24 protein-coding genes are annotated in these 25,470 nt (G+C 69.7%); 4 read left to right on the forward strand and 20 right to left on the reverse strand.

All coding sequences use genetic code 11. The annotated features are described in order from the left end of the window. Nucleotide 1 precedes the first annotated feature (1 nt). From BM355_RS03030 to fabF, 3 genes are all read left to right on the forward strand, one after another. Nucleotides 2-1,057, forward strand: a complete 1,056-nt coding sequence (locus tag BM355_RS03030) for a beta-ketoacyl-ACP synthase III (protein ID WP_091694369.1) — start codon at nt 2-4, stop codon at nt 1,055-1,057. 93 nt (nt 1,058-1,150) lie between these two features. After that, the gene (locus BM355_RS03035) at nt 1,151-1,396 is read left to right on the forward strand and encodes an acyl carrier protein (RefSeq protein WP_091694372.1); all 246 of its coding nucleotides are present in this window, start codon (nt 1,151-1,153) and stop codon (nt 1,394-1,396) included. Nucleotides 1,397-1,519: 123 nt separating this feature from the next. After that, nucleotides 1,520-2,770, forward strand: a complete 1,251-nt coding sequence (fabF, locus tag BM355_RS03040) for a beta-ketoacyl-ACP synthase II (RefSeq protein WP_091694375.1) — start codon at nt 1,520-1,522, stop codon at nt 2,768-2,770. An 89-nt stretch (nt 2,771-2,859) separates the two neighbouring features. Here the strand turns inward: fabF and BM355_RS03045 are convergent, their stop codons facing one another. The 18 genes from BM355_RS03045 to ftsY all read right to left on the reverse strand — a co-directional run bounded on the left by BM355_RS03045 (nt 2,860) and on the right by ftsY (nt 19,321). Beyond that, the gene (locus BM355_RS03045) at nt 2,860-3,363 is read right to left on the reverse strand and encodes a DUF3145 domain-containing protein (RefSeq protein ID WP_091694379.1); all 504 of its coding nucleotides are present in this window, start codon (nt 3,361-3,363) and stop codon (nt 2,860-2,862) included. A 214-nt stretch (nt 3,364-3,577) separates the two neighbouring features. Next, nucleotides 3,578-4,612 carry a tyrosine recombinase XerC gene (locus BM355_RS03050; RefSeq protein WP_091694384.1) on the reverse strand — a complete coding sequence of 345 codons (1,035 nt, stop codon included), beginning with the start codon at nt 4,610-4,612 and terminating at the stop codon, nt 3,578-3,580. A 23-nt stretch (nt 4,613-4,635) separates the two neighbouring features. Continuing rightward, complete coding sequence (dprA, locus tag BM355_RS03055; protein WP_091694387.1) at nt 4,636-5,871, reverse strand: DNA-processing protein DprA; 1,236 nt, start codon at nt 5,869-5,871, stop codon at nt 4,636-4,638. Next, nucleotides 5,868-7,454, reverse strand: coding sequence for a YifB family Mg chelatase-like AAA ATPase (locus tag BM355_RS03060; RefSeq protein WP_091695261.1), 1,587 nt, complete (start codon nt 7,452-7,454; stop codon nt 5,868-5,870). Before BM355_RS03060 ends, dprA begins: the two co-directional genes overlap by 4 nt. A 44-nt stretch (nt 7,455-7,498) precedes the next feature. Beyond that, nucleotides 7,499-7,930, reverse strand: a complete 432-nt coding sequence (locus tag BM355_RS03065) for a YraN family protein (RefSeq protein ID WP_091694390.1) — start codon at nt 7,928-7,930, stop codon at nt 7,499-7,501. 149 nt (nt 7,931-8,079) lie between these two features. Further along, nucleotides 8,080-8,400 (reverse strand): DUF2469 domain-containing protein, encoded by a 321-nt coding sequence (locus BM355_RS03070; protein ID WP_091695264.1) that lies wholly within the window; start codon nt 8,398-8,400, stop codon nt 8,080-8,082. Then, nucleotides 8,397-9,152 carry a ribonuclease HII gene (locus BM355_RS03075; RefSeq protein WP_245760563.1) on the reverse strand — a complete coding sequence of 252 codons (756 nt, stop codon included), beginning with the start codon at nt 9,150-9,152 and terminating at the stop codon, nt 8,397-8,399. Before BM355_RS03075 ends, BM355_RS03070 begins: the two co-directional genes overlap by 4 nt. Continuing rightward, entirely contained in the window at nt 9,149-9,943 is a 795-nt protein-coding gene (lepB, locus tag BM355_RS03080) for a signal peptidase I (RefSeq protein WP_091694393.1), read from the reverse strand. Before lepB (BM355_RS03080) ends, BM355_RS03075 begins: the two co-directional genes overlap by 4 nt. Further along, the gene (lepB, locus tag BM355_RS03085) at nt 9,943-10,680 is read right to left on the reverse strand and encodes a signal peptidase I (protein WP_091694396.1); all 738 of its coding nucleotides are present in this window, start codon (nt 10,678-10,680) and stop codon (nt 9,943-9,945) included. Before lepB (BM355_RS03085) ends, lepB (BM355_RS03080) begins: the two co-directional genes overlap by 1 nt. A 104-nt stretch (nt 10,681-10,784) precedes the next feature. Then, nucleotides 10,785-11,153 carry a 50S ribosomal protein L19 gene (rplS, locus tag BM355_RS03090; protein ID WP_091694399.1) on the reverse strand — a complete coding sequence of 123 codons (369 nt, stop codon included), beginning with the start codon at nt 11,151-11,153 and terminating at the stop codon, nt 10,785-10,787. A 240-nt stretch (nt 11,154-11,393) separates the two neighbouring features. Continuing rightward, nucleotides 11,394-12,143 (reverse strand): tRNA (guanosine(37)-N1)-methyltransferase TrmD, encoded by a 750-nt coding sequence (gene trmD, locus BM355_RS03095; RefSeq protein WP_091694402.1) that lies wholly within the window; start codon nt 12,141-12,143, stop codon nt 11,394-11,396. Further along, a complete protein-coding gene (gene rimM, locus BM355_RS03100) occupies nt 12,140-12,751 on the reverse strand; it encodes a ribosome maturation factor RimM (RefSeq protein ID WP_091694406.1) in 612 nt (203 codons plus the stop codon). Before rimM ends, trmD begins: the two co-directional genes overlap by 4 nt. Before the next feature lie 136 nt (nt 12,752-12,887). Beyond that, nucleotides 12,888-13,127, reverse strand: a complete 240-nt coding sequence (locus BM355_RS03105) for an RNA-binding protein (RefSeq protein WP_091695273.1) — start codon at nt 13,125-13,127, stop codon at nt 12,888-12,890. Between the two features lie 2 nt (nt 13,128-13,129). Beyond that, nucleotides 13,130-13,597: a 30S ribosomal protein S16 gene (gene rpsP, locus BM355_RS03110; protein ID WP_091694410.1), complete on the reverse strand. Its 468-nt coding sequence runs from the start codon at nt 13,595-13,597 to the stop codon at nt 13,130-13,132. Between the two features lie 163 nt (nt 13,598-13,760). Next, nucleotides 13,761-14,690: a VOC family protein gene (locus tag BM355_RS03115; protein WP_091694414.1), complete on the reverse strand. Its 930-nt coding sequence runs from the start codon at nt 14,688-14,690 to the stop codon at nt 13,761-13,763. Between the two features lie 161 nt (nt 14,691-14,851). Continuing rightward, complete coding sequence (gene ffh / locus BM355_RS03120) at nt 14,852-16,444, reverse strand: signal recognition particle protein (protein ID WP_091694417.1); 1,593 nt, start codon at nt 16,442-16,444, stop codon at nt 14,852-14,854. 154 nt (nt 16,445-16,598) lie between these two features. After that, nucleotides 16,599-17,942 carry an ammonium transporter gene (locus BM355_RS03125; protein WP_245760589.1) on the reverse strand — a complete coding sequence of 448 codons (1,344 nt, stop codon included), beginning with the start codon at nt 17,940-17,942 and terminating at the stop codon, nt 16,599-16,601. A 182-nt stretch (nt 17,943-18,124) separates the two neighbouring features. After that, on the reverse strand, nt 18,125-19,321 hold the full coding sequence (gene ftsY / locus BM355_RS03130) for a signal recognition particle-docking protein FtsY (RefSeq protein ID WP_245760564.1): 1,197 nt from the start codon (nt 19,319-19,321) through the stop codon (nt 18,125-18,127). 66 nt (nt 19,322-19,387) lie between these two features. Here ftsY and BM355_RS03135 point away from each other — a divergent pair, with 66 nt between their 5' ends. Then, nucleotides 19,388-20,701 carry an MFS transporter gene (locus BM355_RS03135; protein ID WP_091694423.1) on the forward strand — a complete coding sequence of 438 codons (1,314 nt, stop codon included), beginning with the start codon at nt 19,388-19,390 and terminating at the stop codon, nt 20,699-20,701. Here BM355_RS03135 and smc read toward each other — a convergent pair. Further along, on the reverse strand, nt 20,649-24,308 hold the full coding sequence (smc, locus tag BM355_RS03140) for a chromosome segregation protein SMC (protein WP_177227807.1): 3,660 nt from the start codon (nt 24,306-24,308) through the stop codon (nt 20,649-20,651). The genes BM355_RS03135 and smc overlap by 53 nt on opposite strands. A 19-nt stretch (nt 24,309-24,327) precedes the next feature. After that, nucleotides 24,328-25,470 carry a non-hydrolyzing UDP-N-acetylglucosamine 2-epimerase gene (gene wecB / locus BM355_RS03145; RefSeq protein ID WP_091694430.1) on the reverse strand — a complete coding sequence of 381 codons (1,143 nt, stop codon included), beginning with the start codon at nt 25,468-25,470 and terminating at the stop codon, nt 24,328-24,330.

Genomic DNA, 25,470 nt, shown 5'->3' on the forward strand with positions numbered 1-25,470 from the left:
CATGAGCACCCCCACCTTGAAGCAGTACACTCCCGCGGCCGGCAGCCGCATCCTGAGCGTGGGCGCCGCCCGCGGCACCCAGATCGTGACCAACGACGACATCGCCGGTCCCATCGACTCCTCGGACGAGTGGATCCGGCAGCGCACCGGGATCATCACCCGCCATCGCGCGGATGCCGACACCTCGCTGCTGGACCTGGCCACCGAGGCCGCCCGGGAGGCCGTGGAGCGGGCCGGCCTGACCGGTGAGGACATCGACGCGGTGATCGTCTCCACGGTGACCTTCCCCTATGCCACCCCGTCCGCGGCTGCGGCGCTGTGCCACAACATCGGCGCCACGCCCGCACCGGCCTATGATGTCTCGGCCGCCTGCGCCGGTTACTGCTACGGGGTGGCCCAGGCCGACGCCCTGGTCCGTTCCGGCATGGCACGCCACGTGGTCGTGGTGGGTGCCGAGAAGCTCTCCGATGTCATCGACGGCACCGAACGCTCCATCTCCTTCATCCTGGGCGACGGCGCCGGAGCAGTGGTGGTCGGCGCCTCGGATGAGCCCGGCATCGGCCCCAGCGTCTGGGGCTCGGACGGCGAACGGTGGGAGACCGTCTCCATGACCCGCTCCCAGCTGGACATGCGCGACGCCATTGAGAAGGCCCGCACCACTGGAGACACCACCGAGCTGACCGACCCGGAGAACAAGCTCTGGCCCACCCTGCGCCAGGACGGACCCAGCGTCTTCCGCTGGGCGGTCTGGTCCATGGCCAAGGTGGCCCAGCAGGCCTTGGACGCGGCCGGCGTCGGGCCCCAGGACCTGGCCGCCTTCCTGCCCCACCAGGCCAATGCCCGGATCATCGATGAGATGGCCAAGCAGCTGAAGCTGCCCGAGTCCGTGGTGATCGGCAGTGACATCGTCGATGCCGGGAACACCTCCGCCGCCTCGATTCCGCTGGCTATGCACCGCGTGCTGGAGGAGAACCCCTCCCTGAGCGGAGGTCTGGCCCTGCAGATCGGATTCGGCGCCGGACTGGTCTACGGCGCGCAGGTCGTCCGCCTGCCTTGAGCAACTCCGCGTGCCAGACTGGCACCGGGAACACCATCACCCACCCCGGGCCGGCAGAACCGCCGGTCCGTCACCTCACCGAAGGAGAACACTGTGGCAACCAAGGAAGAGATCCTGCTGGGCCTGGCCGAGATCGTCAACGAGGAGACCGGCCTGGAGACCGAAGAGGTCCAGCTGGACAAGTCCTTCACCGACGATCTGGACATCGACTCCATCTCGATGATGACCATCGTGGTCAACGCCGAGGAGAAGTTCGATGTGAAGATCCCGGACGAGGAGGTCAAGAACCTCAAGACCGTCGGTGACGCCGTCGACTACATCGACAACGCCCAGGCCTGACCCTCTGCGGGACCCGATGGGCCGGGGCTGGATGATGATCGCCCCGGCCCATCCCCCGCACCCCTGAACCGAACGATTCCCCGATGTCTGGGCAGCACGCCGCAGACCACTGAAGGCAGACCCATGACACGAACAGCAGTCATCACCGGACTCGGCGCCACCACCCCCATCGGCGGTGACGTGCCCACCCTCTGGAAGAACGCCCTGGCAGGCACCTCCGGAGCAGCCACCCTCACCGACGACTGGGTGGAGCAGTACTCCCTGCCCGTCACCTTCGCCGCCCGCGTGAGCACCCCGGCCTCCGAGGCGCTCAGCCGCGTGGAGATCAAGCGTGCCGACCCCTCCACCCAGTTCGGCCTGATCGCCGCCCGGCAGGCCTGGGCCGACGCCGGGCTCGAGGGCTCGGTGGGAGAGGGCCTGGACCCCGAGCGGTTCGCCGTCTCCTTCGGCACCGGCATCGGCGGGGTCTGGACCCTGCTGGACGCCTGGGACACCCTGCGTGAGAAGGGTCCGCGGCGGGTCATGCCGATGACCGTTCCCATGCTGATGCCCAACGGCCCCGCTGCCGCCATCAGCCTGGACCTCGGTGCCCGCGCCGGTGCTCGCACCCTGGTCTCCGCCTGTGCCTCCGGCACCGAGGCCCTGCACCTGGGACTGGAGCTGATCCGCTCCGGTGAGGCCGATGTGGTCCTGTGCGGCGGTGCCGAAGCGGCCATCCACCCCATGCCCCTGGCCGCGTTCGCCTCCATGCAGGCGTTGTCCCGCCGCAACGATGAGCCCGAGCGAGCATCTCGACCCTACGACCGCGACCGTGACGGCTTCGTCATGGGAGAGGGCGCCGGCGCCCTGGTGCTGGAGTCCGAGGATCATGCCCGAGCACGCGGAGCGAAGATCTACGCGGAGTTGGCCGGCACTGGCGTCACCTCCGACTCCCACCACATCACCGCTCCTGAACCGGAAGGCCTGGGTGCATCTCGTGCCCTGCGCCAGGCCCTGCACTCGGCCGGTGCGGCTCCGACCGAGGTCTCACACGTCAACGCCCACGCCACGTCCACCCCGGTCGGTGACAAGCCCGAGTACGTGGCCCTGAAGGCCGTGTTCGGTGACCACCTGGAGAACATGTGCGTCTCCGCCACCAAGAGCCAGATGGGTCACCTGTTGGGCGCCTCCGGCGCCGTGGAGTCCGTGCTGACGGCGTTGGCCCTGCACGAGCGCAAGGCACCGGTGACGATCAACCTGGAGAACCAGGATCCGGAGATCCCGCTGGACGTGGTCTCCGGTGCTCCGCGTGACCTGCCGGCGCAGACCATGGCCGTGAACAACTCGTTCGGTTTCGGCGGGCACAACGCCGTCACCCTGTTCCGTTCGGTCTGATCCCGGTCTGCCCGGAACACGAGTCAGGACCTGCCACGCACTGGTGTGGCAGGTCCTGACTCGTGTCTGGGGTCGTGACGAAGCCGGGGTCAGCCGACCTGGTGCAACCAGCGCACCGGAGCGCCCTCAGCGGCCTGGCGGAACGGCTCGAGCTCCTCGTCCCACGCCTCACCCAGGGCCAGGCTGAGCTCGTGGAAGACGGCAGAGGGATCACCGGCACCCTGCTCGTAGGCGAATCGAATCCGGTCCTCGGAGACCATGATGTTGCCGGTCACGTCCGTGGTGGCATGGAAGATGCCCAACTCCGGGGTGTGGGACCAGCGGCTGCCATCGCAGCCTGCGGAGGCCTCTTCGGTGATCTCATAGCGCAGGTGGGCCCACCCACGCAGGGCTGAGGCCAGGCGAGAGCCGCTGCCCTGCGGTGCGGTCCAGCTGATCTCGGCACGATAGGCGCCAGGGGACGCCGGTTGAGCCGTCCACTCGAGGGCATCCTGGGCACCCAGGACTGACCCCACTGCCCACTCGATGTGCGGGCAAAGCGCGGCTGGAGCCGAGTGGATGTACAGGATTCCACGGGCTGGTGTTACAGACATACGTTCCTCCCAGTGCTGTGCGGTACGTCTTCCCCAACGACCACTGCAGCGGGACGGATCCGAAGGATCCACGGGAGGCGGCGCCGAAACGCCGGTCTGTGTGTATTCAGATGCGAGTGAGGCCACCCGTCGGTGGCTTCCGGACCCATTGTGCCCTAGTCCCGGCCCCAGTGCCACCAGGCGGAGGATCAGAGAACGTGTCGGGGCCCGGGCACTAGGCCCGGGGGTGCGCCTGCTGGTACCCCTGGCGGAGCCGTTCGATGGAGATGTGCGTGTACAGCTGCGTGGTCTGGAGGGAGGAGTGGCCCAGCAGTTCCTGGACGGCACGCAGGTCCGCGCCCCCGTCCAGCAGGTGGGTCGCCGCCGTGTGGCGCAGCACATGTGGACCCCGTGCCGAGGTGTCGCCGAGTGCGGCCAGCAGGTCATCCACCAGGGTGCGGATCTGGCGGACCCCCAGTCGTCCACCACGGACACCCAGGAACAGGGCGTCGGCATCGCGGCCGGGGTGAGCGGCGGGGCCCTGTCTCTGGAGCTGAGGGCGCCCGTGATGCAGCCAGCGGTCCAGGGCCTGCCCAGCCGGGACCCCGAAGGGCACGGTGCGCTCCTTGTCCCCCTTGCCGGTCACGCGGAGGGTGCGTCGTTCATGGTCGATGTCAGCCCGGTCCAGTACAGCCAGTTCCGCCACCCGGATGCCGGTGGCGTAGAGGACCTCCAGGACGGCAACATCGCGCAGCGCCACCGCCCGCTGCGCCGGTGAGCCCTCCGGGGACGGTTCGGATCCGGACGACGCGGCGGTACGAGCGCGCTGCTGAGCGGTCTCGATCAGGCGGTGGGCCTGACCGGCGTTCAATGCCTCCGGCAGCGACGAGGACCGGCGGGGGCTGGACAGACGCAGAGACGGGTCGGTGGGCCGACGCCCCTCTCTGACGGCCCAGGCCATGAACGTCCGTACCGATGCGGTCTTGCGGGCCAAGGTGGACCGCGCCGCCCCCGTGCCGGAGAGTCGCCCCAGCCAGCCCCGCAGATCGTGCAGGTCCACGGTCTCCAGCACGGCCGGCGGCAGGGTCTGGGCCTCATCCGTCCATCCGGAGGCGGTCAGCACGTCGTGGACGAGGCCATACAGGTCCGAGACGTAGGCACGGATCGTCTGCGGGGAACGGTTCCGCTCGTGCTGCAGATGGACGGCGAAGTCCTCCACCCAGTCATGGTCCTGAGCGGAGACCTGCGGTGAAGGGCGGTCTGCGGGCATGTCTCCACTGTGCCACTACCGGCTCAGCGAGCAGTGGACCCCCGCCGCCACCCCGCCCCCCGCTGTTCGGCCAGGCCCTGCCGCCCCAGTCGCGTCAGCACGCCCAGCACTGTTCCGGTGCCCAGTCCGGCCACCGAACAGATCCGCGCGACCTCGGCCGGTGCCCGGACCGGAAGCGCCTCGAAGACGAGCAGCTCCTCGACCGTGAGGTGATCGTGCGCCCGCTCCTGCTCCCCCGCCTTCGTGGCGCCGGCGGCGGGGCTGGGACGGGAGAGGCCGTCGTCGGGAAGGGCATGGTGCGGCATCAGGGAGATGATCTCGTCAGCCTCGGTGACGAGTGTGGACGGGGTCTCCCTCAGCAGACGGTGGCACCCAGCCGATGCGGCGGAGGTGATGGGTCCGGGGACCACCCCGACCTCACGTCCCAGGCCGAGCGCATGTCCGGCCGTGTTCTGGGCACCGGAGCGCCAGCGCGCTTCGACCACGACGACGGCCCCGGCCAGTGCGGCGATCAGCCGGTTCCGGGCCAGGAATCGGTAGCGGGTGGGGCTGGCTCCCGGCGGCATCTCCGAGATCAGCAGCCCGGTCTCGGCCACCTGATGCAGCAGCTGCTCGTTGCCTGCTGGATAGAACCGGTCCAGGCCACCGGCCATCACGGCGAGAGTGGGCGGCTCAGCGTCCGGCGCAGCCAGGGCCGCCCGATGCGCGGCGGCGTCGATCCCATAGGCACCGCCGGACAGGACGGTCATGCCGCGCCGGGCCACCCCGGACACCAGCTGGGCGGTGACCTGCTGACCGTACTGGGTGGCCTCACGAGAGCCCACGACGGACACGGTCCGATGAACAGCCGGGATCGTGGACGTGCCGCGGCACCAGAGCGCCAACGGAGCCTGCCCGCCGAGATCGTCCACGGCCACGGGCCAGTCCGGGTCGCCGGGGACCAGCAGACGGCCGCCCAGGCGGTGGATGGTCTCCAGGTCCCGGTCCGGCGCCAGGTCAGCTCGACGTGTGCTCCACCGTTCCTGTGCAGCGGACCAGGTCCTCGAGGTGACCCGGTGGCCCTGGTCGGCAGCGGCCACCACGAGGTCCTGACGTTCGCCCGGTTCAGGGGCGTCCGGCCCGCCGAGCACCTGCAGCGTCCGTTCGGCTCCCCAGCAGCGGACGGCCAGAGCGCCCAGCCCGTCACCGGGTTCGAGCAGACGGGTCAGGGCGGCTCGGGCGCGACGCTCGTCCTCAGTGGGTCCAGTGGAGGGGTTCATGTGTCCTCACGCTCCGTGCGTCGGCGCAGATAGAGGGCGGTGTCGATGTCTGCGGCCGTCGGCGTCTCCGATCCGTTCAGGTCCGCCACAGTCCAGGCCACCCGGAGCACTCGGGCATAGCCGCGGGCGGTCAGCTCTCCGTGGTCCAGGGCGTGGTCCAGTGCCCGGCGGACCGCGCGGTCAGGTGCCAGGCGGCCCTGGCGCAGTGCTGAGGCGGGCAGGTGGGAGTTCCTGCTCAACCCCCACGGCGCCAAGCGGGCCAGCTGCCGATCCACGGCGGCCTGGACCCGCTCGGCCACCGAGGCGCTGCTCTCACCTCCAGCACCCCGAGTCAGAGCCGAGGCGTCCAGGGCGGGCACAGTGACCTGCAGATCCACCCGGTCCAGCAGCGGACCCGAGAGCTTGGCCGCGTACCGACGGCGCTGCAGTGAGGTGCATCGGCACCGGGCCGCACGCCCGATGCCCCAGCCGCAGGGACACGGATTGGCCGCCAGCACCAGCTGGAACCGCGCAGGATAGGACACCGCACCGGCGGCCCGATGCAGGGTCACGGTCCCTGATTCCAGCGGCTGGCGCAGGGCATCAAGCACGCGCCGTTCGAACTCAGGGGCCTCGTCCAGGAACAGCACCCCGCCGTGGGCCAACGAGGCCGCCCCGGGCCGGGCCAGACCGGATCCGCCGCCGACCAGTGCGGCCATACTGGAGGAGTGGTGCGGGGCCACGAACGGTGCAGCACGGACCAGGCTGGCCGCCTCCCCGGACCTCGGCGTCAGGGACCGGACAGCGGTCACCTCCAGGGCGGTGCGGTCATCCAACGAGGGCAGGATACTGGGCAGCCGTTCGGCCAGCATCGTCTTCCCGGCGCCAGGGCTGCCCTCCAGCAGCAGGTGATGCCCTCCTGCTGCAGCCACCTCCAGGGCGTACCGCGCCTCGGACTGACCGGGGACGTCCGCCAGGTCCGGCAGCTCCGCCGCAGTGATGACACGGAGTCTCGGCGTGGCCCCTTCCTGGTCCGCCCCGTCCTCGGGCCGGTGCCGACAAGCCGGGGGGCGGATCACGGCGGGGATCGTCACCGGGTCCGGGTCTCCTCCGAAAGCTCGGATGACCTCGGACAGGGTCTCGAAACCCCTCACCCGGGCACCTGGCACCAGGGATGCCTCCTCGACTGATGCGGCCGCCACCACCACGTCCGGATGACCGGCATCCACGGCGGCCATGACCGAGGGCAGGATCCCCGGGGCGTGCCGCAGCCGTCCATCGAGACCGAGTTCGGCCAGGAACACCGCCTGGTCGGTGCCGGTGACCTGCCGGTCAGCGGTGTAGGCCGACATCACGATGGCCAGATCGAATCCCGGGCCTCTCTTGTGCAGCGCCGCCGGGACGAGATTGACGGTGAGGTGCCGACGAGTCAGCGGCAGTCCGGAGTTCCGGGCCGCGGCCTTGATCCGATCTCGGCTCTCCTGCAGAGACTGATCCGGCAGTCCCAGCAGGACGAATCCTGGCAGGGACTGACCGATGTCCGCCTCCACCTCCACCAGGTGCCCGTGCATCCCGGTCAAAGCGACCGCCAGCGTCCTGCCCATCAGCGCCCGGGTCACACGGGGGCGCTGGGCAGGTGCCTGCGCGCTCACGGCTGCAGGTCCTTGAGCAGCTCGATCTTCAGTCCGCCGCCGGCGGGGATGAGCACGGACACGGCGTCCACCCGCCAGCGGTCCCGGTGTGACACCCCGGGGTGCTCGGCGGCCCAGGCTCGTGCCAGTCGGTGCAGACGTTGCAGTTTGCGCCGATTGATCGACTCGAAGGGCTCCCCGTAGCCCACGCCTCGGCGGGTCTTCACCTCCACGGCGACCCACCAGCCCTGGACCTCGGCCACGATGTCCAGCTCCCCCGCCGGGCACCGCCAGTTCCGATCCAGGATCCGGTATCCCTGGTCCTGGAGCCACCGAGCTGCCAGGTCCTCCCCGTACCGCCCCAGGGCGGTGTGTGCGGTCGAGGCCACGGGCACGTGCCGGGTGGTCTCGTCCGCACTGCTCGTCTGGTCTGTCTGCTGCGTCTGCATCTGTGCACCTCCACGACCACTGTGGCGCGGTGGCAGGTCATGATGTGGCCGTGCCGGTGCGACTGTGGACAGGATCAGTGGACGAACCCGCTGTGCAGGAGCGGACCGAGGGTGGCGAGCCAGATCAGATCAGACCAGGTCAAGCTGGGTCAGGACAGAGGGCCGTCCGGCATCCCCAGGTCCTCGGCGGTCGGCAGCTCCTCGACGTTGACGTCCTTGAAGCTGAGCACACGCACCTTCTTCACGAAGCGCTTGGCGCGGTAGATGTCCCACACCCAGGCGTCCTCGAGCTGGACCTCGACGTACAGGTCCGAGCCGTCCGCATGGGGGGTGACGGTGACCTCGTTGGCCAGGTAGAACCGCCGCTCGGTCTCCACCACGTACCGGAAGAGCCCGACGACGTCACGGTACTCCCGGTAGAGCTGCAGCTCCATCTCGGCCTCGTAGTCGTCCAGATCGTCGCCGCTCATGCCCTCCATTGTGCACCGTCCTGTCCCTCGAGCAGATCGCCGAACAGCTCGTCCTGCTGCACCACGGGTTCGGGCAGCAGCCGCCAGGAGCGGCGGTGGTGTTCGGTGATCCCCCGTTCCACCAGAGCTCGCCGATGCCCTTCGGCCCCGTACCCCTTGTTGCCGGCCCACCCGTAGTCCGGGAAGGCGGCGTCCAGCTCCACCATGATCTGATCCCGTTCCACCTTGGCCAGGATGGACGCGGCTGCCACGCTGGCGCACAGCGCATCGGCCTTGACCTTCAGATGGATCCTCTCCGGGCGCGGGCACAGCCCCGTGCAGACCTCGTCGGGCGTGCGGGTGAGCCAGTCGTCCCGTCCATCCAGCAGCAGAACCGGGACCGCGCCGTCCAACTGCGCGATCAGGGCGTGCCAGGCCCGGCGCCCGGCCAGCCCCAGCGCCGTGCTGAGCCCGTACCGGTCGATCTCCGCCGGTGCGGCATGCCCGACGGCGGCCCCCGCGGCCCACGCGCCGATCTCACCCACCAGGGCGGCTCGCCTGGCCGGAGCCAAGGCCTTGGAGTCCTGCACGGCCGGGTGAGCGCCGTCGTCGGGAATCCTCACGGCCACCACGCCCACGGTGACCGGACCGGCCAAGGCACCGCGTCCCACCTCGTCCATCCCGGCCACCAGGCCCGAGCCCTGCACCAGGGAGGACTCGATGCTCAGGTCAGGCAGGGTGCGGGTGGAACGGAGCGGACCAGTGGGACTCACTGCTGGCCGGGCTCCACAGCCCTGGGTTCGGGCACCTGCTCGAAGGCCTCCCGGTCTCCCCCGGCCCCGCCCCAGCGGGTGATCGGCCAGGCGATGACCTCGGCCCGGCCGGTCACATCATCCAGGTCGATGAAACCTTCCCCCGGGCCGTGCTGGTGCATGCGCGAGTCCGCGGAGGCGTTGCGGTGATCGCCCATCACCCAGACCTTGTCCTCGGGGACCACCACGTCGAACGGGATGTCCGAGGGGGTGGCGCCGGGGTGGAGGTAGGGCTCGTCCACCGGCACGCCGTTGACGGTGATCGCGGTGCCGTCGCCGGCGGCCGCCACGTGATCGCCGGGCATGCCGATGACGCGCTTGACCAGGTGCTGCTGGGAGCTGTCCGGCATCAGGCCCACGAACTCGAGCGCGTCCCGGACCGGATTCGCCGGACGCGGGGCCGGCTCGGCCAGCCAGCCCTTGGTGTCCTGGAAGACCACCACGTCTCCGCGATCCAGGCCGAAGGGCTCGGGGATCAGCAGGTTCACGAAGATCCGGTCATCCACCTGCAGCGTCTCCTCCATGGAGCCCGAGGGGATGAAGAAGGCACGGAAGAGGAAGGTCTTGATCAGGAAGGAGATGACGAGCGTGATGCCGACGATCCAGAGGATCTCCTGGACGCCCTTCCAGAGTCGCTGACCCGAGGTGGGCTCCTGAGTGTCCGCGGCCGTTGCGCTCGAGCCGACCTCGTCCGGGCGATGGCTGTCTCCCGGCAGGTCCTGACGTCGCGAGGCCTCGTTGTCCTGATCCACTACCGGTCCTCTCCACCGTCACCATGCACCGGGCCGTCACTGGCCCGACCCTCCACTGTACCGGCCGGACCACGCCGCTCGGTGGGCCAAACGATCTGCGTCACCTGGCCCTCGACCTTGCCCAGCGGAATCATCCCGCCCCCGGGTGCCCCCAGCAGGGCGCGAGAGTCCACCGAGGCTGCGCGGTGATCCCCCAGCAGGAACAGCCGCCCCTCGGGGACCTCCACGGTGAACGGCACCTGGGAGGCCGGCGCGTCCGTGCTGGCAGACTCGGCCAGGTAGGGCTCGGCCAGTGGCTCACCGTTGACCTCCAGCAGCCCCTCGTCCGTGCAGCAGCGCACACTGTCTCCGCCCACGCCGATCACGCGCTTCACGTAGGCGCTGGGGTCCGGGGCCAGGCCCAGCCACTGGGCCGCCCCCTGAAACGCCCGTTCCACACTGGTCCGGGACTGATACTGCGTCAGGCTCCCCTCGCCGTCGAACACCACGATCTGCCCGCGCTGGACCGGCGCCCCGCGGTAGGCCTCGCGGTCCACCGCCACGCGGTCCCCCTCCTGCAGCGTGGGCTCCATGGATCCGGAGGGGATCAGGTACAGATCCGCCACGGTGGAGCGCAGCAGGGCGGCACCCAACACCGCCATCACGACGACGGCCACCCCGGACAGCGCCCAGCGGCGCCACCGGCGGGATCGGGTGGCGGACGGACGTGGAGACTCGGTGACGGCGGTGCTGTCCATCAGGGTCCTGGTGTTCGTGAGCTCGGGGGCAGAGGTTCGCAGACGCCACGGGCGCCGGACTCCTGGTGGGGAGTTCCGGCGCCCGAGGTGGTGCGCAGGGCAGATCAGGCCTTGGAGGCGTCCTTGCCGAAGTCGCGCTTCTCCTTGATGCGAGCGGCCTTGCCGTGACGATCGCGCATGTAGTACAGCTTGGCGCGGCGGACGTCACCCTTGGTGACGACCTCGATCTTCTCGATCACCGGGGAGTGCACCGGGAAGGTGCGCTCCACGCCCACGCCGAAGGAGACCTTGCGCACGCGGAAGGTCTCCCGGATGCCGTGGCCCTGGCGGCCCATGACGTAGCCCTGGAAGACCTGGACACGGGCGGTCTTGCCCTCGACGATGTTGACGTGCACCTTCACGGTGTCGCCGGGACGGAAGTCCGGGACATCGGTGCGCAGGGACGCGGAGTCCAGAGTGTCAAGGATGTGCATGTGTGCTTCTCCTGGTGGACGCCACAGGTCATCCACGTGGTCGACGGCTCACCCGCTGGGTCTGCTGGTGCAGACCTCAGGAGAGGCAGAGCCGGAGCTGTGAGTCCGGTCAGACCGTGTGGCCGCCGGATGGCCGTGCTGTTGACGCCCGCCCCCTGTGGCAGGTCGCGCGCCCAGCTGGCACAGCGACCCATTATGCCACAGTCCGACGAAGCAGACCGATCAGCCGGACCAGCCGGATCAGTCCTCCTGGGCCACGGTGGAGACGTCGAGCCGCTCCAGCAGGTCCGGACGGCGGCGCTGGGTGCGTTCCACCTGCTGTTCATGCCGCCAGGCGGCGATCTTCCCATGGTCTCCGGAGAGCAGGATCTCCGGGACGTCATGACCTCGCCAGGAGGAGGGCTTGGTGTAGACCGGATACTCGAGGAGCCCGTCACTGTGGGACTCCTCCACCAGTGACTCGGGGTTGCCCACCACGCCGGGCACCAGACGGCCGATGGCCTCGACCATCGCCAGTGCGGCCACCTCTCCCCCGTTCAACACGTAGTCCCCCAAGGAGACCAAGCGGACCTCATACTGCTCCTGCGCCCAGTGGAAGACCCGCTCGTCGATCCCCTCATAGCGGCCACAGGCCACCACCAGATGGTCGGCCGCGGAGAGCTCCTGGGCCACCTGCTGACGAAAGAGCTGGCCCGAGGGCGTCGGCACCAACAGGACGGGACGACGGCCAGTCTCCCCCTCCGCGTCCAGCGCCAGTGGGGAGTCGGCCGCGATCTGCTCCAGGGCCAGGGCCCAGGGCTCGGGCTTCATGACCATGCCGGCACCGCCTCCGTAGGGCGTGTCGTCCACAGTGCGATGCCGGTCGAAGGCGTGCTCCCGCAGATCGTGCACGCGGATCTCGAGCAGTCCCTCTCGGCGGGCCTTGCCGATCAGGGAGACGTCCAGTGCGCCCAGGTACTCCGGGAAGATCGTGACGACGTCGATCCTCATCCCTGGACCTCCGGTCCGGGTGCCGCCTTGTCCTCGTCGGTCTCGGCGTTGAGTGTGAGCAGACCTGGTGGTGGAGTCAGCAGCACCGTCTGCGCGCCCAGGTCCACGTCGGGGACGATCTCGTCCACGAAGGGGATCAAGGCCCGGTGGCCGCCGTGACGCTCGTCCAGCTCCACGTCCAGCAGGTCCTGGACCTCACCGGTGATCAGAGCGGTGACCTCGCCGACCCGCTCCCCGTCGACCAGCACGGCCAGTCCGAGCAGGTCCTCCTCGTACCAGGCGTCGTCCTCACCGGCCGCGTCCGGTGCCGCGAAGAGCTCCGTTCCCCGCAGGGCCTCGGCGGCGTTGCGGTCCGGGCACTCCTGGAACGCGAGCACCAGGATCTCCTTGTTCCATCGAGCTCGGGTCACCGTCAGCAGGGCCGGCGCCGTGGCACCGCGGGCAGCACGAGTCTGCAGCTGCGCTCCGGGGACGAACCTCTCCTCGGGAGCATCGGTGAACAGCTGGACGGTGACCTCGCCTCGGATCCCATGCGGCTTGCCGATCCGGGCCACCCGGACCAGGTCATCGGCGGCGCTCTCAGTGCTCTCGGTGCTCTCGGTGCTCATCTGAAGGGTCCTCCATCAGGAGTCGGTGCGGTCGCGATGACCGGGGTGGTCAGGGCTGGTGGTCACAGCACGATGGCCCGCGTCCGGAGGAACTCCGGCCACGGGCCATCGGATCATGCTGGTCGAGCTGCGCTGGTCAGCGTCGGCGGTCGGTGTCCACCACGTCCACTCGGACCGGATGGCCGGCAAGGCCCTCCAGCACGGTGCGGAGTGCGGTGGCGGTCCGACCCTGACGGCCGATGACGCGACCCAGGTCAGAGGGGTCGACGCGCACCTCGAGCACTTCACCGCGCCGCTGGTTGCGCAGGTCCACCCGGACGTCGTCGGGAGAATCCACGATTCCCCGGACCAGGTGTTCCAGCGCCTCCTGCAGCATGGTCACTCGGACTTCTCGTCGGCCGGAGCCTCGGAGGTCTCCTCAGCGGCCTCTGCCGGTGCGTCCTCAGTGGCCTCGGCAGACTCTGCGGGGGCCTCCTCGGTGGACTCAGCCTTGGGGGTGATGGCCTCGGGCAGGATGACCGAGCCCTTGGCGGGCGCCACGAAGGCCTCCTTGGGCTGCTTGGTCTTCAGGGTGCCCTCGGCGCCCTCCAGGCCCTTGAACTTCTGCCAGTCACCGGTGACCTTGAGCAGGGCCATGACCTGCTCGGTGGGCTGGGCGCCCACGGACAGCCAGTACTGGGCACGCTCGGAGTCGACCTCGATGAACGAGGGCTCCTCGGTGGGGTGGTACTTGCCGATCTCCTCGATCGCGCGACCATCCCGGCGGGTGCGGGAGTCGGCGACGACGATGCGGTAGTAGGGTGCGCGGATCTTGCCCAAACGCTTCAGACGAATCTTGACGGCCACGGGTGTGGTTGCTCCTGGTTCTTGGTTGCAGGCGCAGTCTGAGGTCCGGCCGTGGGGTTGGCGGTTCTCTCGTGACTGCTGACGGAACGTCGACGCGGAGGATAGAGGGTCGTCCTGCCGACGGTTCAGTACCGTCCTATTGTGCCAGATGCATCGCCGGTTCTCACACCGACGGCGCGGCGGCCTCGGCCAGGATCAGCCGGGTGTCCCACGGATCACGCACGTGCAGGGCCTGCCCGGTCTGCTCGATCACATGGCCGGCCGTGAGAAGTCGGTCCGCCACTGCCGCCAGGCCCTCTCCGCGCGGCAGCGTGATCTGCACGCTGCCCAGACCCAGGGTGTTGCGGCGTGGCCCCACGCCCGTGGAGTTCCAGGTGTTCATGGCCATGTGGTGGTGGTACCCGCCAGCAGAGACGAACAGGGCCATCGTGCCGAAGGTCGTGGTGCGCTCGAACCCCAGGACGTCGACGTAGAAGTGCTGGGCCGTCTCCACGTCGCCGACCTGGAGGTGGACGTGCCCCACCTGCGCCGGCGCCTGATGCAGTCCGGAGACGGCCTGCTCGGTCAGGTGCTCCTGGACGAAGCGGTCCCACGGCAGGTAGAGGGTGTCCATGGAGACCTGGTCACCGTTCCACTGCCACTGATCGCGCGGGCGGTCCCAGTAGAGCTCGATGCCGTTGTCGTCCGGATCCTGGAAGTAGAAGGCCTGGGAGACCAGATGGTCTGAGGAGCCCACGAACCGGGTGGGATCGACCTGCATGGCCGCGTAGACCGTGGCCGCCAGGGAGGCCTGATCCGGGAAGAGGATGGCTGTGTGGTACAGCCCGGCTTCGCCGCGACCGGGCAGCTTCAGACCGCGGGCCTCCTCGATCGCCACGAGAGGCACCCCGACCCTGCCCAGCACCACGTCCGGGCCATGCTCGGCCACCGGGACCAGACCGAGGGCCCGCTCATAGTACGAGCGCAGGCGAGGCACGTCATCGGTCTTGAGGGTGACCACCCCCATGGTCAGCTCGGCCGGCAGCAGGTCCTCGGCCGGCCGTCCGGAGACCGGCTGGTACGGGGTGGACGGCGTGAGGGAGGCAATGGTCATGGTGGAACTCCTGGTGCAGTGCCGCTCTGCGGCAGGTCATCTCGTCACCGTGGACAACGTGTTTGAGGATTCAAGTATTTCCGGAGGTCCCGACGACGACGGCTCGGCACCAGGGCAGGTGCCGAGCCGTCGGACAGAGGCTCCGGTGAGCGTGGTGCTGGTCAGTCGCGCAGGAACTTCTCGAATCCCTTGGGCAGGTTCAGGTCCTCGGCGGAGAAGCCGTCCTGTCCCAGCTGCCCGTCACGACCGAACGCCGCACCCGTGGCCTGCTGGGCCGAACGCTGACGCCGCTCCTCCAGTGCCTTCATCTCGGCAGCAGCCTTGGCCGGATTGCCCGAGCGGGGCTTCTGGGCCTTGCCCTTCTTGCCCTTGCCCTTGCGTGCCGCACCGGCTCCCATGCCCGGCATCCCCGGCATTCCCGGCATGCCGCCTCCACCGGCGGCCATCTTCTTCATCATCTTCTGCGCCTGGCCGAACCGCTCCAGCAGCCCGTTGACCTCGGAGACGTGGACGCCCGAGCCCTTGGCGATGCGAGCCCGGCGGGAGCCGTTGATGATCTTGGGAGCCACCCGCTCATGCGGGGTCATCGACCGGATGATCGCCTCGATGCGGTCGATCTGCCGATCGTCGAACTGTTCGAGCTGCTGGCGCATGCCCTGGGCGCCCGGCATCATCATCAGCAGCTTCTTCATCGAGCCCATCTTCTTGAGCTGCTGCATCTGGTTCAGGAAGTCGTCGAGGGTGAAGTCCTCCTGATCGACGAACTTCTGGGCCATCTTCTGGGCCTCGGCCTTGTCCCACGAGCGCTCAGCCTGCTCGATCAGCGACATGACATCGCCCATATCCAGGATGCGCGAGGCCATGCGGTCCGGGTGGAAGACCTCGAAGTCGGTCAGCGCCTCGCCGGTGGAGGCGAACATCACCGGCTTGCCGGTCACGGAGCGCACCGAGAGGGCGGCACCGCCACGCGCATCGCCGTCCAGCTTGGTCAGGACCACGCCGGTGAAGCCGACGCCGTCGTTGAAGGCCTGGGCGGTGGCCACAGCGTCCTGACCGATCATCGCGTCGATGACGAAGAGGACCTCGTCCGGCTGAACGGCCGTGCGGATGTTCGCGGCCTGCTCCATCAGCTCGGCATCGACGCCGAGACGACCGGCGGTGTCCACGATCACCACGTCATACTGACGGTTCCGGGCCTCGGCCACGCCGTCGCGTGCCACCTGGACCGGGTCACCGGTGGCCGCTTCGAACTCGCTGGAGACGCCCGGGTGCGGCGCGAACACGGGGACGCCGGCCCGTTCGCCGTTGACCTGGAGCTGCTTGACGGCATTGGGTCGCTGCAGGTCGGCTGCCACGAGCAGCGGGGTGTGCCCCTGGTCCTTGAGGTGCTTGGAGAGCTTGCCGGCCAGCGTGGTCTTGCCTGCACCCTGGAGGCCCACAAGCATGATCACCGTGGGCGGGTTCTTGGCCAGGGAGATCCGGCGGGTGTCGCCGCCCAGGATCTGGACCAGCTCGTCGTTGACGATCTTGACCACCTGCTGGCCGGGGTTCAGCGCCTGGCTGACCTCCGAGCCCAGCGCCCGTTCCTTGACCTGACCGATGAACTCGCGCACCACGGGGACCGCCACGTCCGCGTCCAGCAGAGCGCGACGGATCTCGCGTGCGGTGGCGTCGATGTCCGCATCGGTGAGCCGCCCCTTGCCCTTGAGGTTCTTGAAGGTGGACGTGAGGCGATCGGAGAGGGAGTTGAACACGGGGTGCTCTTCCTGTGGTAGTCGATGATGGGCCGGAGTCCTCCGGACCGCAGGGTCTGTGGTCTGACGCGTCGAAAGCCGGGGGCGGACCGCGTTCAGCGGTCCGCCCCCGGCGGTGAAGCTGTCGCGGCCGTCGCCGCACTCTCAGCGCAGACTACCGGTTATCCAGGGTAGCAACTCGGCGGTCCTGCCCGGCGGCATCGAGCTCGACGCCGCCGGTGTCCTGCTGGGGATCAGCCGTGGACTCGGCGTCGGCGTAGGAGGAGCCCATGCCGTATCCGCCGAACGCGTAGGCCGACTCGCGGTGCTGGGAGAGATCCACCCCCCGCTCCTCGTCCTCAGCGGAGACCCGCAGTCCGATCGTGGACTTCAGCACCAGCCCGATGATGAGGGTCACCACTGCGGCGAAGACCATGGCCACGACGACGGCCACCACCTGGGCGACCAGCAGCATCCCGTCTCCGCCGTACAGCAGACCTGCCCGGCCGTCGTCCATGGGCAGACCGAACAGGCCGATCATCACGGTGCCGACGATGCCGGCCACCAGGTGCAGACCCACCACGTCCAGGGAGTCGTCGAAGCCCAGCTTGTACTTCAGCCCCACAGCCAGAGCGCAGAGGACGCCGGAGACCAGGCCGATCACGATGGCGCCGACCGGGTCCACGAACGCGCAGGCGGGGGTGATGGCGACCAGCCCGGCGACGATGCCCGAGGCAGTGCCCAGAGAGGTCGGACGCCCGATGCGCAGGGTCTCGGTGATGATCCAGCCGATCATCGCGGCCGCCGGGGCGGCCAGCGTGTTGACCCAGATGAGTCCTGCCTCGGTGGCGTCGCCAGCAGCACCGCCGTTGAAGCCGAACCAGCCGAACCACAGCAGGGTGGCGCCCAGCATGACGAAGGGGATGTTGTGCGGGCGATGGCCCGGGTCCGTGCCGAAGCCGGCGCGCTTGCCCAGCAGCAGTGCCAGCACCAGGGCGGCGGTGCCGGCAGAGATGTGGACCACCAGTCCGCCGGCGAAGTCCACCGCTTCCCCGAGTGCGGTGCCGATGGCGCCGTCGGCCGAGAGCAGCCCTCCACCCCAGACCATGAAGGCCAGCGGGCAGTACACCAGCGTGACCCAGACCGGGACGAAGACGCACCAGGCGCTGAACTTGGCACGGTCTGCCACGGCGCCGGAGATCAGCGCCACGGTGATGATCGCGAAGGTCGCCCCGAAGCCGATGCCGATCATGTCCTCAGTGCCCACCGCCGAGTACAGTCCCAGGTCGGCCAGGGGGTTGCCGACCATCTGCAGGAAGCCATCGCCACCGGTCATGTTGTAGCCCCACAGCACCCAGACCAGCCCGACCAGGCCGATCGAGACGAAGGACATCATCATCATGTTCAGCGAGGCCTTGGCCCGCGTCATCCCACCGTAGAAGAACGCCAGTCCCGGCGTCATCAGCAGCACCAGCGCGGCGCACACCATCATCCAGATGTGCCCCGCATTCAGTTCGATCGTGTCCACAAGCTCTTCCTCTCACCAGGGGCGCTGTCCCTGAGACGGGTGCCGGCCCCGGAGGGGACCGGCGGAACAGCGCGCTGGTTAAGAGCATGGGGGCACCGTGTTACACGGTGCCCCCAGGGCCGTTTCGATCAGATGACCGCTGCGGCCGGTGCGTTACAGCTGTGTTGCGGATCTCACGGCTCGAGCAGTGCGTCCACGAAGCCCTCGGCGTCGAAGGGCGCCAGGTCGTCGGCTCCCTCCCCCAGCCCGATCAGCTTGACCGGGACACCGAGCTGACGCTGGATCGCCACCACGATTCCGCCCTTGGCGGTGCCGTCCAGCTTGGTCAGCACGATGCCGGTGATGTCCACGACCTCGGCGAAGACCTTGGCCTGGGTCAGACCGTTCTGTCCGGTGGTGGCATCCAGCACCAGCAGGACCTCGTCCACCTCGGCCTGCTTCTCCACCACCCGCTTGATCTTGCCCAGCTCGTCCATCAGGTTCGACTTGTTCTGCAGACGGCCGGCGGTGTCGATGATGACGACGTCGGACTCCTGCTCGATGCCCACGCGCACGGCCTCGAAGGCCACCGAGGCCGGGTCGGCACCGTCCTGATCGGACTTGACGGTGTCCACGCCCACGCGAGCACCCCAGGTGGCCAGCTGCTCGGCGGCAGCGGCTCGGAAGGTGTCAGCAGCGCCGAGCACGACCTGGCGCTCCTCAGCCACCAGCACGCGGGCGATCTTGCCCACGGTGGTGGTCTTGCCCACGCCGTTGACGCCCACCACCATCATCACGGCAGGACGGCCGTCCTTGCGGGTGGCGGCCAGACGGCGGTCCATGGAGGGGTCCACCATGGCAGCGAGCTCCTCCCGCAGCAGGGTCCGGACCTGCTCTGGGCTGCGGGTGCCCTCCACGGTGACGCGCTCACGCAGGCGGTCCACCAGTTCCATCGTGGGCTCGGTGCCCAGATCAGCCATCAGCAGGGTCTCTTCGACCTCGTCCCAGACGTCGTCGTCGATGGTGTCCCGGGAGAGCAGGGCCAGCAGTCCCTTGCCGAAGATGTTGTTGGACTTGACCAGGCGCGCGCGCAGCCGGGCCAGGCGGCTGCCGGCCGGCTCGGGCCGGTCCAGTGCAGGAGTTGCCGGGGCCTCGGGCTCGACGATCTCCGGCTCGGCGGGAGCGGCCGGGGCCACGGGTTCGACAACGGCGACGTCCGTCTTCTCGTCCCGGTCCAGGACGGCCGTCGAGCCGGTCGGCGCGGGGTCGTTGGCGTCGCGGGTGGTCGGGTAGGCGCCCTTCGGCGGCTTGGGCCGACGGTCCAGCAGGCCCAGCAGCACGAGGCCGACGACGAGGATGGCAGCAAGAGCAATCAGAGAGATGGGATCCACCCCTCCAGTCTGGCACAGCGTCGCCGCGGGAGCCCGGCTCGGCCGGACCATGAGAGAATCGGGGCCATGCCCGCAGACCGCTCTGTTTCCCCGCGCGTGAAGCGGACTCCTCTCCCCCGGGAGATCAAGGTTCTGGTCGCGGCGGCCTTCATCATCGCGATCGGCTTCGGCATCATCGCCCCGGTGCTGCCCCAGTACGCCCAGTCCTTTAATGCCTCAGCCACCGCCGTCAGCGCCGTGGTCTCCGCCTTCGGCCTGACGCGCCTGCTGTTCGCGCCCGTCTCCGGCAAGGTGACCAGCCGGTTCGGCGAGACCCCCGTGTACATGACCGGCGTGCTGGTCGTCGCCCTGTCGATGTTCCTGATCGCCTTCGCCCAGGACTACGCCCAGCTGCTGATCTTCCGTGCGCTGGGCGGCATCGGCTCGACCCTCTTCACGGTCTCGGCCATGGCCTTCCTGGCCCGCAAGTCCCCGCCGACCATCCGCGGCAGGGTCTCCGGCGCCTACGCCTCGGCCTTCCTGATCGGCAACATCGCCGGTCCGGTGGTGGGCTCACTGCTGGCGGCCTTCGGCTACCGCGTCCCGTTCCTGATCTACGGAACCTCCCTGGTGATCGCCGCGGGACTGGTCTTCTTCCTGCTGCGGGACTCTCGTCTGGCCGACCGTGCCGCGCCGGATCGCCGCAGCTCCATGCCGCTGTCCGAGGCCTGGACGCATCACGCCTACCGTGCCTCGCTGACCTCGTTCTTCGCCAACGGCTGGGCCACCTTCGGGGTGCGCAACTCGTTGACCCCGCTGTTCGCCGCCGGCGCCTTCACCGGTGCCGGGGCGGTGCTGGACGGCCCGCAGATGGCCGGTGCTGCGCTGTCCGTGTTCGCCGCCGGCAACATCGTGGCGGTGACCTTCTCCTCACGGCTCTCGGATGTGCATGGCCGCAAGCCGCTGATCATCATCGGTCTGATCGTCGCCGCGGTGGCCACCGGCGTGATCGGATGGGCCACCAGCCCCTGGCTCTTCCTGGGCCTGTGCGTGGTGGCCGGGATGGGCACCGGGCTGCTCAATGCGCCTCAGCAGGCGGCGATCGCCGACCTCGTGGGGCAGGAGCGCAAGGCTGGATCGGTGATGTCCACGGCGCAGATGTCCGCCGACCTCGGAGCGATCATCGGTCCGCTCGTGGCCGGACTGGTGGTGGACGCCGCAGGCTATGGCTGGGCGTTCGCCCTGACCGGCGGCGTGCTGCTGGTCGGTGCCCTGTCCTGGACCTTCGCCCCGGAGACGAACCTGCCGGTGGCACCCGGCGGCCCCAGGACCGGTGCACTGCCGAAGATCACTCCCCCGGATCCCCAGGAGGATCTGCGGCACCGTCCAGACGCTGGCTGATCACCTGGCTGATGCCGTCGCCACGCATCGAGACGCCGTAGAGCACATCGGCCACCTCCATGGTCCGCTTCTGGTGGGTGATGATGATCAGCTGGCTGTCGCGCTGGAGCTCCCGGAAGATCTGCAGCAGTCGGCCCAGGTTCGTGTCGTCCAGGGCGGCCTCGACCTCGTCCATCACGTAGAACGGGCTCGGGCGGGCCTTGAAGATCGCCACCAGCATGGCCACGGCCGCCAGGGACCTCTCTCCCCCGGAGAGCAGGGAGAGCCGCTTGACCTTCTTGCCCGCCGGCCGTGCCTCCACCTCCACACCGGAGCTGAGCAGGTCATCCGGATCGGTCAGGAAGAGCCGCCCCTCGCCCCCGGGGAACAGGGTGGCGAAGACGTGCTGGAACTGCTCGGCGGTGTCCTCGAATGCGGATCGGAACACGGTCAGGACGGTGTCGTCCACGTCCTGGATGATGGCCAGCAGGTCCTTCCGGCTGGACTCCAGGTCCTGGAGCTGCTCGGAGAGGAACCGGTGGCGTTCCTCCACGGCGTCGAACTCCTCCAAGGCCAGTGGATTGACCCGGCCCAGGGCGGACAGCTCGCGTTCGGCGCGGCGCAGCCGCTTCTGCTGCTCGGCCCGGTCGAAGGGCACGGTCTCCGGCTCTCCCGCCGGCACGACCACCTGATCGGAGCCGGCGTCTGCCGCTGACCCCTCGTGGGGCTCCGGGGGCGGGCCGGTGGGCACCGGAACCTCCGGCCCGAAGTGCTCGAGCAGGTAGTCCGGTGTCATGCCCAGATCCTCCCGGGCCCGTTCCTGCATCTGGTCCAGCCGAAGCTGCTGCTCCTGCCGCGCCATCTGCGCCGCATGGAGCCGCTCCTGAGCCTGGGTCACGCCGGAACGGTCCTCGTCGGCGGCCTGGCGCAGCTCGTTCAGTCGCCGTTCCAGCTGTTCCCGTTCCCGATCCAGCTCCTGTCGGTCGGCGGCGGCGCGGGTCACGGCGGCGTCCAGCCACGACCTGGCCTGCCCGACGGCGGCCCCCACCGCCTCCAGCCGGCGCAGTCGGGTGCGGCGCTGGGTCTCGGATCGCTCGTACTCCGTTCGAGCCAGGTCCGCGGCGGCGACCGCGCGTCGAGCCTGGTCGGCACGGTGCCGGGTCTGGCCCTGGACGGACTCCGCGGTGCGCAGCGCCAGTCGTGCCTCGGTCTCGGCATGTCGAGCCTGGGCGGCCGCCTCCTCAGCGGCGTCGCGCGCGGCGGAATCCACTGGGGAGGTCTCTGCGCCGTCGGTCGGTGCAGCCGAGGCCGACTCCCCCGCCACCGACCTCGCGGCCTCCTCGGCCTGCCGCTCGGCCTCGGTCACCACGTCCTGATACTCCTCGAGTCGCCGTGCCAGGGCCTCCCGCTCGGCCGCCAGGGACGCCCCCTCGTCCTGGGCGAGCTGGAGCTGTTCGGTGAGCCGTGCCAGGTGTTCGGTGACGGCGGTGTACCGGGCATCGGACTCGTTGAGCTCCTCCAACGCGAGGGCCTCTGCCTCCTGCGCGGCCTGAAGCCGTTCCCGCATCCCGGCTTGGGCGAACCGCAGGCGATCCAGTTCATGTGAGGTCTGCACGGTGACCTCGGCGGCCCGGTCGGCGGCTGCCTGTCGCTCGATCCTGCTGCCGGCACCGGTGCCCTGTCCGTCGAACCAGCCGGGTCCGTGCACGGCACCGTCGCGGGTCACCGCCCTGCGGCGGGCGCTCGCTCCGCCCACGCCGGACACCACCTCCCGCGCCTGCTCCAGGTCCTCGACCAGGACCACGTCATCCAGCAGCAGGCGCAGCGTGGCGGTCAGACCCGGATCGTCGGTCTCCACCACTGACGCGGCGGGCACCCCAGGTGAGGTGTCCGCCGGCGGTGCCGGGCCGTCGTCGGGAACATCCGGGAGGGGGTGCAGCAGCCGGACCGCCGTGGCGCCGGCGGCCTCCAGGGCCTGCAGCGCCGACTCAGCGGCCTGTACGTGCGGGAGGACGAGCTGCTCGCCCGGGCCGCCCAGCGCGGCGGCGACGGCGGCCTCCCAGCCTTCGCGGATGCGCACCCGCTCGGCCAGGCTCCGCACCGAGTGATCGGTCAGGGCGGAGATGGCGGCGTCGGCCTCCGGCTCCAGCAGCTCCTGGAGTGCCTCGCGCCGGGCTGTGGCCTCACGGTGAGCGGCTGCGGCCTCAGCCACCTGCGCCTGGAGTGCCGCATGCTCCTGCTGGGCCTGAGCGGCCTGTTCGGCGGCCTGCTCGTAGGCGGCGTCCAGGGCCTCTTCGGTGTCCATGGACCCGGCCAGTCGGTTCTGCTCCGCGGTCAGCTCGGCGCGCAGACGCTCCACGGTCTGCGCCGAGTCCTCAGCGCGTTGGGCCAGTCGAGCGTCCTGGGCGGTGAGGGACTCCTGCCGGGCGCGGGCCGCCTCGGCACGGCCGGCGGCCACCGCCGCGGCCTGACGACGGTCCGCGATGCGCTGCAGGGCACGCGTGTACGCCTCGTGCGCCTGGCGGGCTGTCGCCTCAGCCGCCTGCCGCTGGGCTGTGGCCTGCTCCAGCTCAGCGCGCATCTGCTCCACTGCCGCGTCGGCCTGCTCGGCCTCGTGCTGAGCCTTCTCGGCCAGAGCACGGGCCGTCTGCGGGTCCGGTCCACTGGGCGCGGGGGCAGGGTGCCGACGCGACCCGGCACGTTCCTCCACCACAGCGGCCAGGGAACGGTACCGCTCCGCCAGAGTGGAGAGCTCGTACCAGTGGCGCTGTGCCGCCGCGGCGGCGTCTGAGACCGACTGCGCCTGGGAGCCCAGGCTGGCCGCCTGGCGCTCGCCCTCAGCCAGGCGCGCCTGAGCCTGTTCCAGGGCGGCTTCCAGCTCACGGTCGCCGGCGGCGAGCTTCCCGACGGCGGCCCGCTGGGCGGCGAGGTCATCGGCCAGCAGGCGCGCCCGGGCGTCCCGGACGTCGAACTGGATGCGCTGGGCCTTCCGTGCGGTGGCGGCCTGGCGGGAGAGCGGCCCGAGCTGACGCCGGACCTCCTCGGTCAGATCACGCACCCGGTCCAGGTTGGCCCGCATGGACTCGAGCTTGCGGACGGTGCGCTCCTTGCGCCGCCGATGCTTGAGGATCCCGGAGGCCTCCTCGATGAAGCCGCGGCGCTCCTCCGGGGTGGCCTGCAGGATCCGGTCCAGCTGCCCCTGACCCACAATCACGTGCATCTGCCGTCCCAGCCCCGAGTCCGAGAGCAGCTCCTGGATGTCCAGCAGTCGGCAGGATGCGCCGTTGATGGCGTACTCCGACCCGCCGCTGCGGAACAGGGTCCTCGAGATGGTGACCTCGCTGTACTCGATCGGCAGGGCACCGTCCGCGTTGTCGATGGTCAACGTCACCTGGGCTCGGCCCAGCGGAGCACGGCCGGAGGTGCCGGCGAAGATGACGTCCTCCATCTTGCCCCCGCGCAGGTTCTTGACGCCCTGCTCCCCCATCACCCAGGCCAGGGCGTCCACCACGTTGGACTTTCCCGAGCCGTTGGGGCCCACGACGGCGGTCACCCCGGGTTCGAAGTGGAAGGTGGTGGCGGAGGCGAAGGACTTGAACCCGCGCACGGTCAGGGTCTTCAGGAACACCGTGGATCCGGAGGCGGCCTCAGCCGCCGAAGTCCGGCAGGCGCTCGCCCATCTCCAGCATCTGGCGGATGGCCGCGACCGTACGCGCAGCGGCCTTGCCATCACCGTAGGGGTTCACCGCGGCGGCCATGGCCTGGTAGGCGTCGGCGTCGTCCAGCAGGGTCTGCACCTCGGAGAAGACACGCTCCTCGTCGGTGCCGATCAGCTTCACGGTGCCAGCAGTGACGGCCTCAGGTCGCTCGGTGTTCTCGCGCATGACCAGCACGGGCTTGCCCAGGCTGGGAGCCTCCTCCTGCACACCGCCGGAGTCGGTCAGGACGACGTCTGCCACCGAGATCAGCCGGGTGAACTCGCCGTAGGCCAGCGGCTCGGTGACGATCACGTTCTCCAGACCCGCGATCTCGGGGAGGATCGCCTCTCGCACGACCGGGTTCTTGTGGGCCGGAAGCACGAAGTCGACATCCGCGTACGTCCGGGCCAGACGCGCCAGAGCACGGCCAACGCCACGCATGGCCTCGCCCTGGTTCTCGCGACGGTGCGTGGTGACCAGCACGAGTCGTCGACCGTTGGCCGAGAGCTCCTCCAGGACGGGGTCGGTGAAGGGCACCTGCTTCTCCACGACCTCCAGCAGGGCATCGATCACCGTGTTGCCCGTGATGCAGATGTCCTCGGCGGGCACCGCCTCGCGCAGCAGGTTGTCGCGGCTGGTGGAGGTGGGGGCCAGGTGCAGGCTGGCGATCTGCGAGGTCATCTTGCGGTTGGCCTCCTCCGGGAAGGGGGAGAACAGGTCGAAGCTGCGCAGTCCGGCCTCGGCGTGGACCACGGGGATGCCCCGATAGAAGGCGGCGATCGCGCCGGCGGTCGAGGTGGTGGTGTCGCCCTGGACCACCACGGCGTCCGGGGCGTCCTTCTCGAACAGGGCGTCCAGGCCCTCGATGGTGCGGGTCATCACTCCGTTGAGCGTCTGCCGAGGCTGGATGATGTTCAGGTCGTGGTCGGGGGTGATGCCGAAGAGCTCGTTGACCTGGTCCAGCATCTCCCGGTGCTGGCCCGTGACCGTCACGACGCACTCCAGATCCGGATCGGCCTGCAGCGCCGTGATGATGGGAGCCATCTTGATGGCCTCGGGACGGGTGCCGTAGATCGGCATGATCTTCTTCAC

The organism is Micrococcus terreus (genome assembly GCF_900116905.1).
GTDB classification, from domain to species: domain Bacteria; phylum Actinomycetota; class Actinomycetes; order Actinomycetales; family Micrococcaceae; genus Citricoccus; species Citricoccus terreus.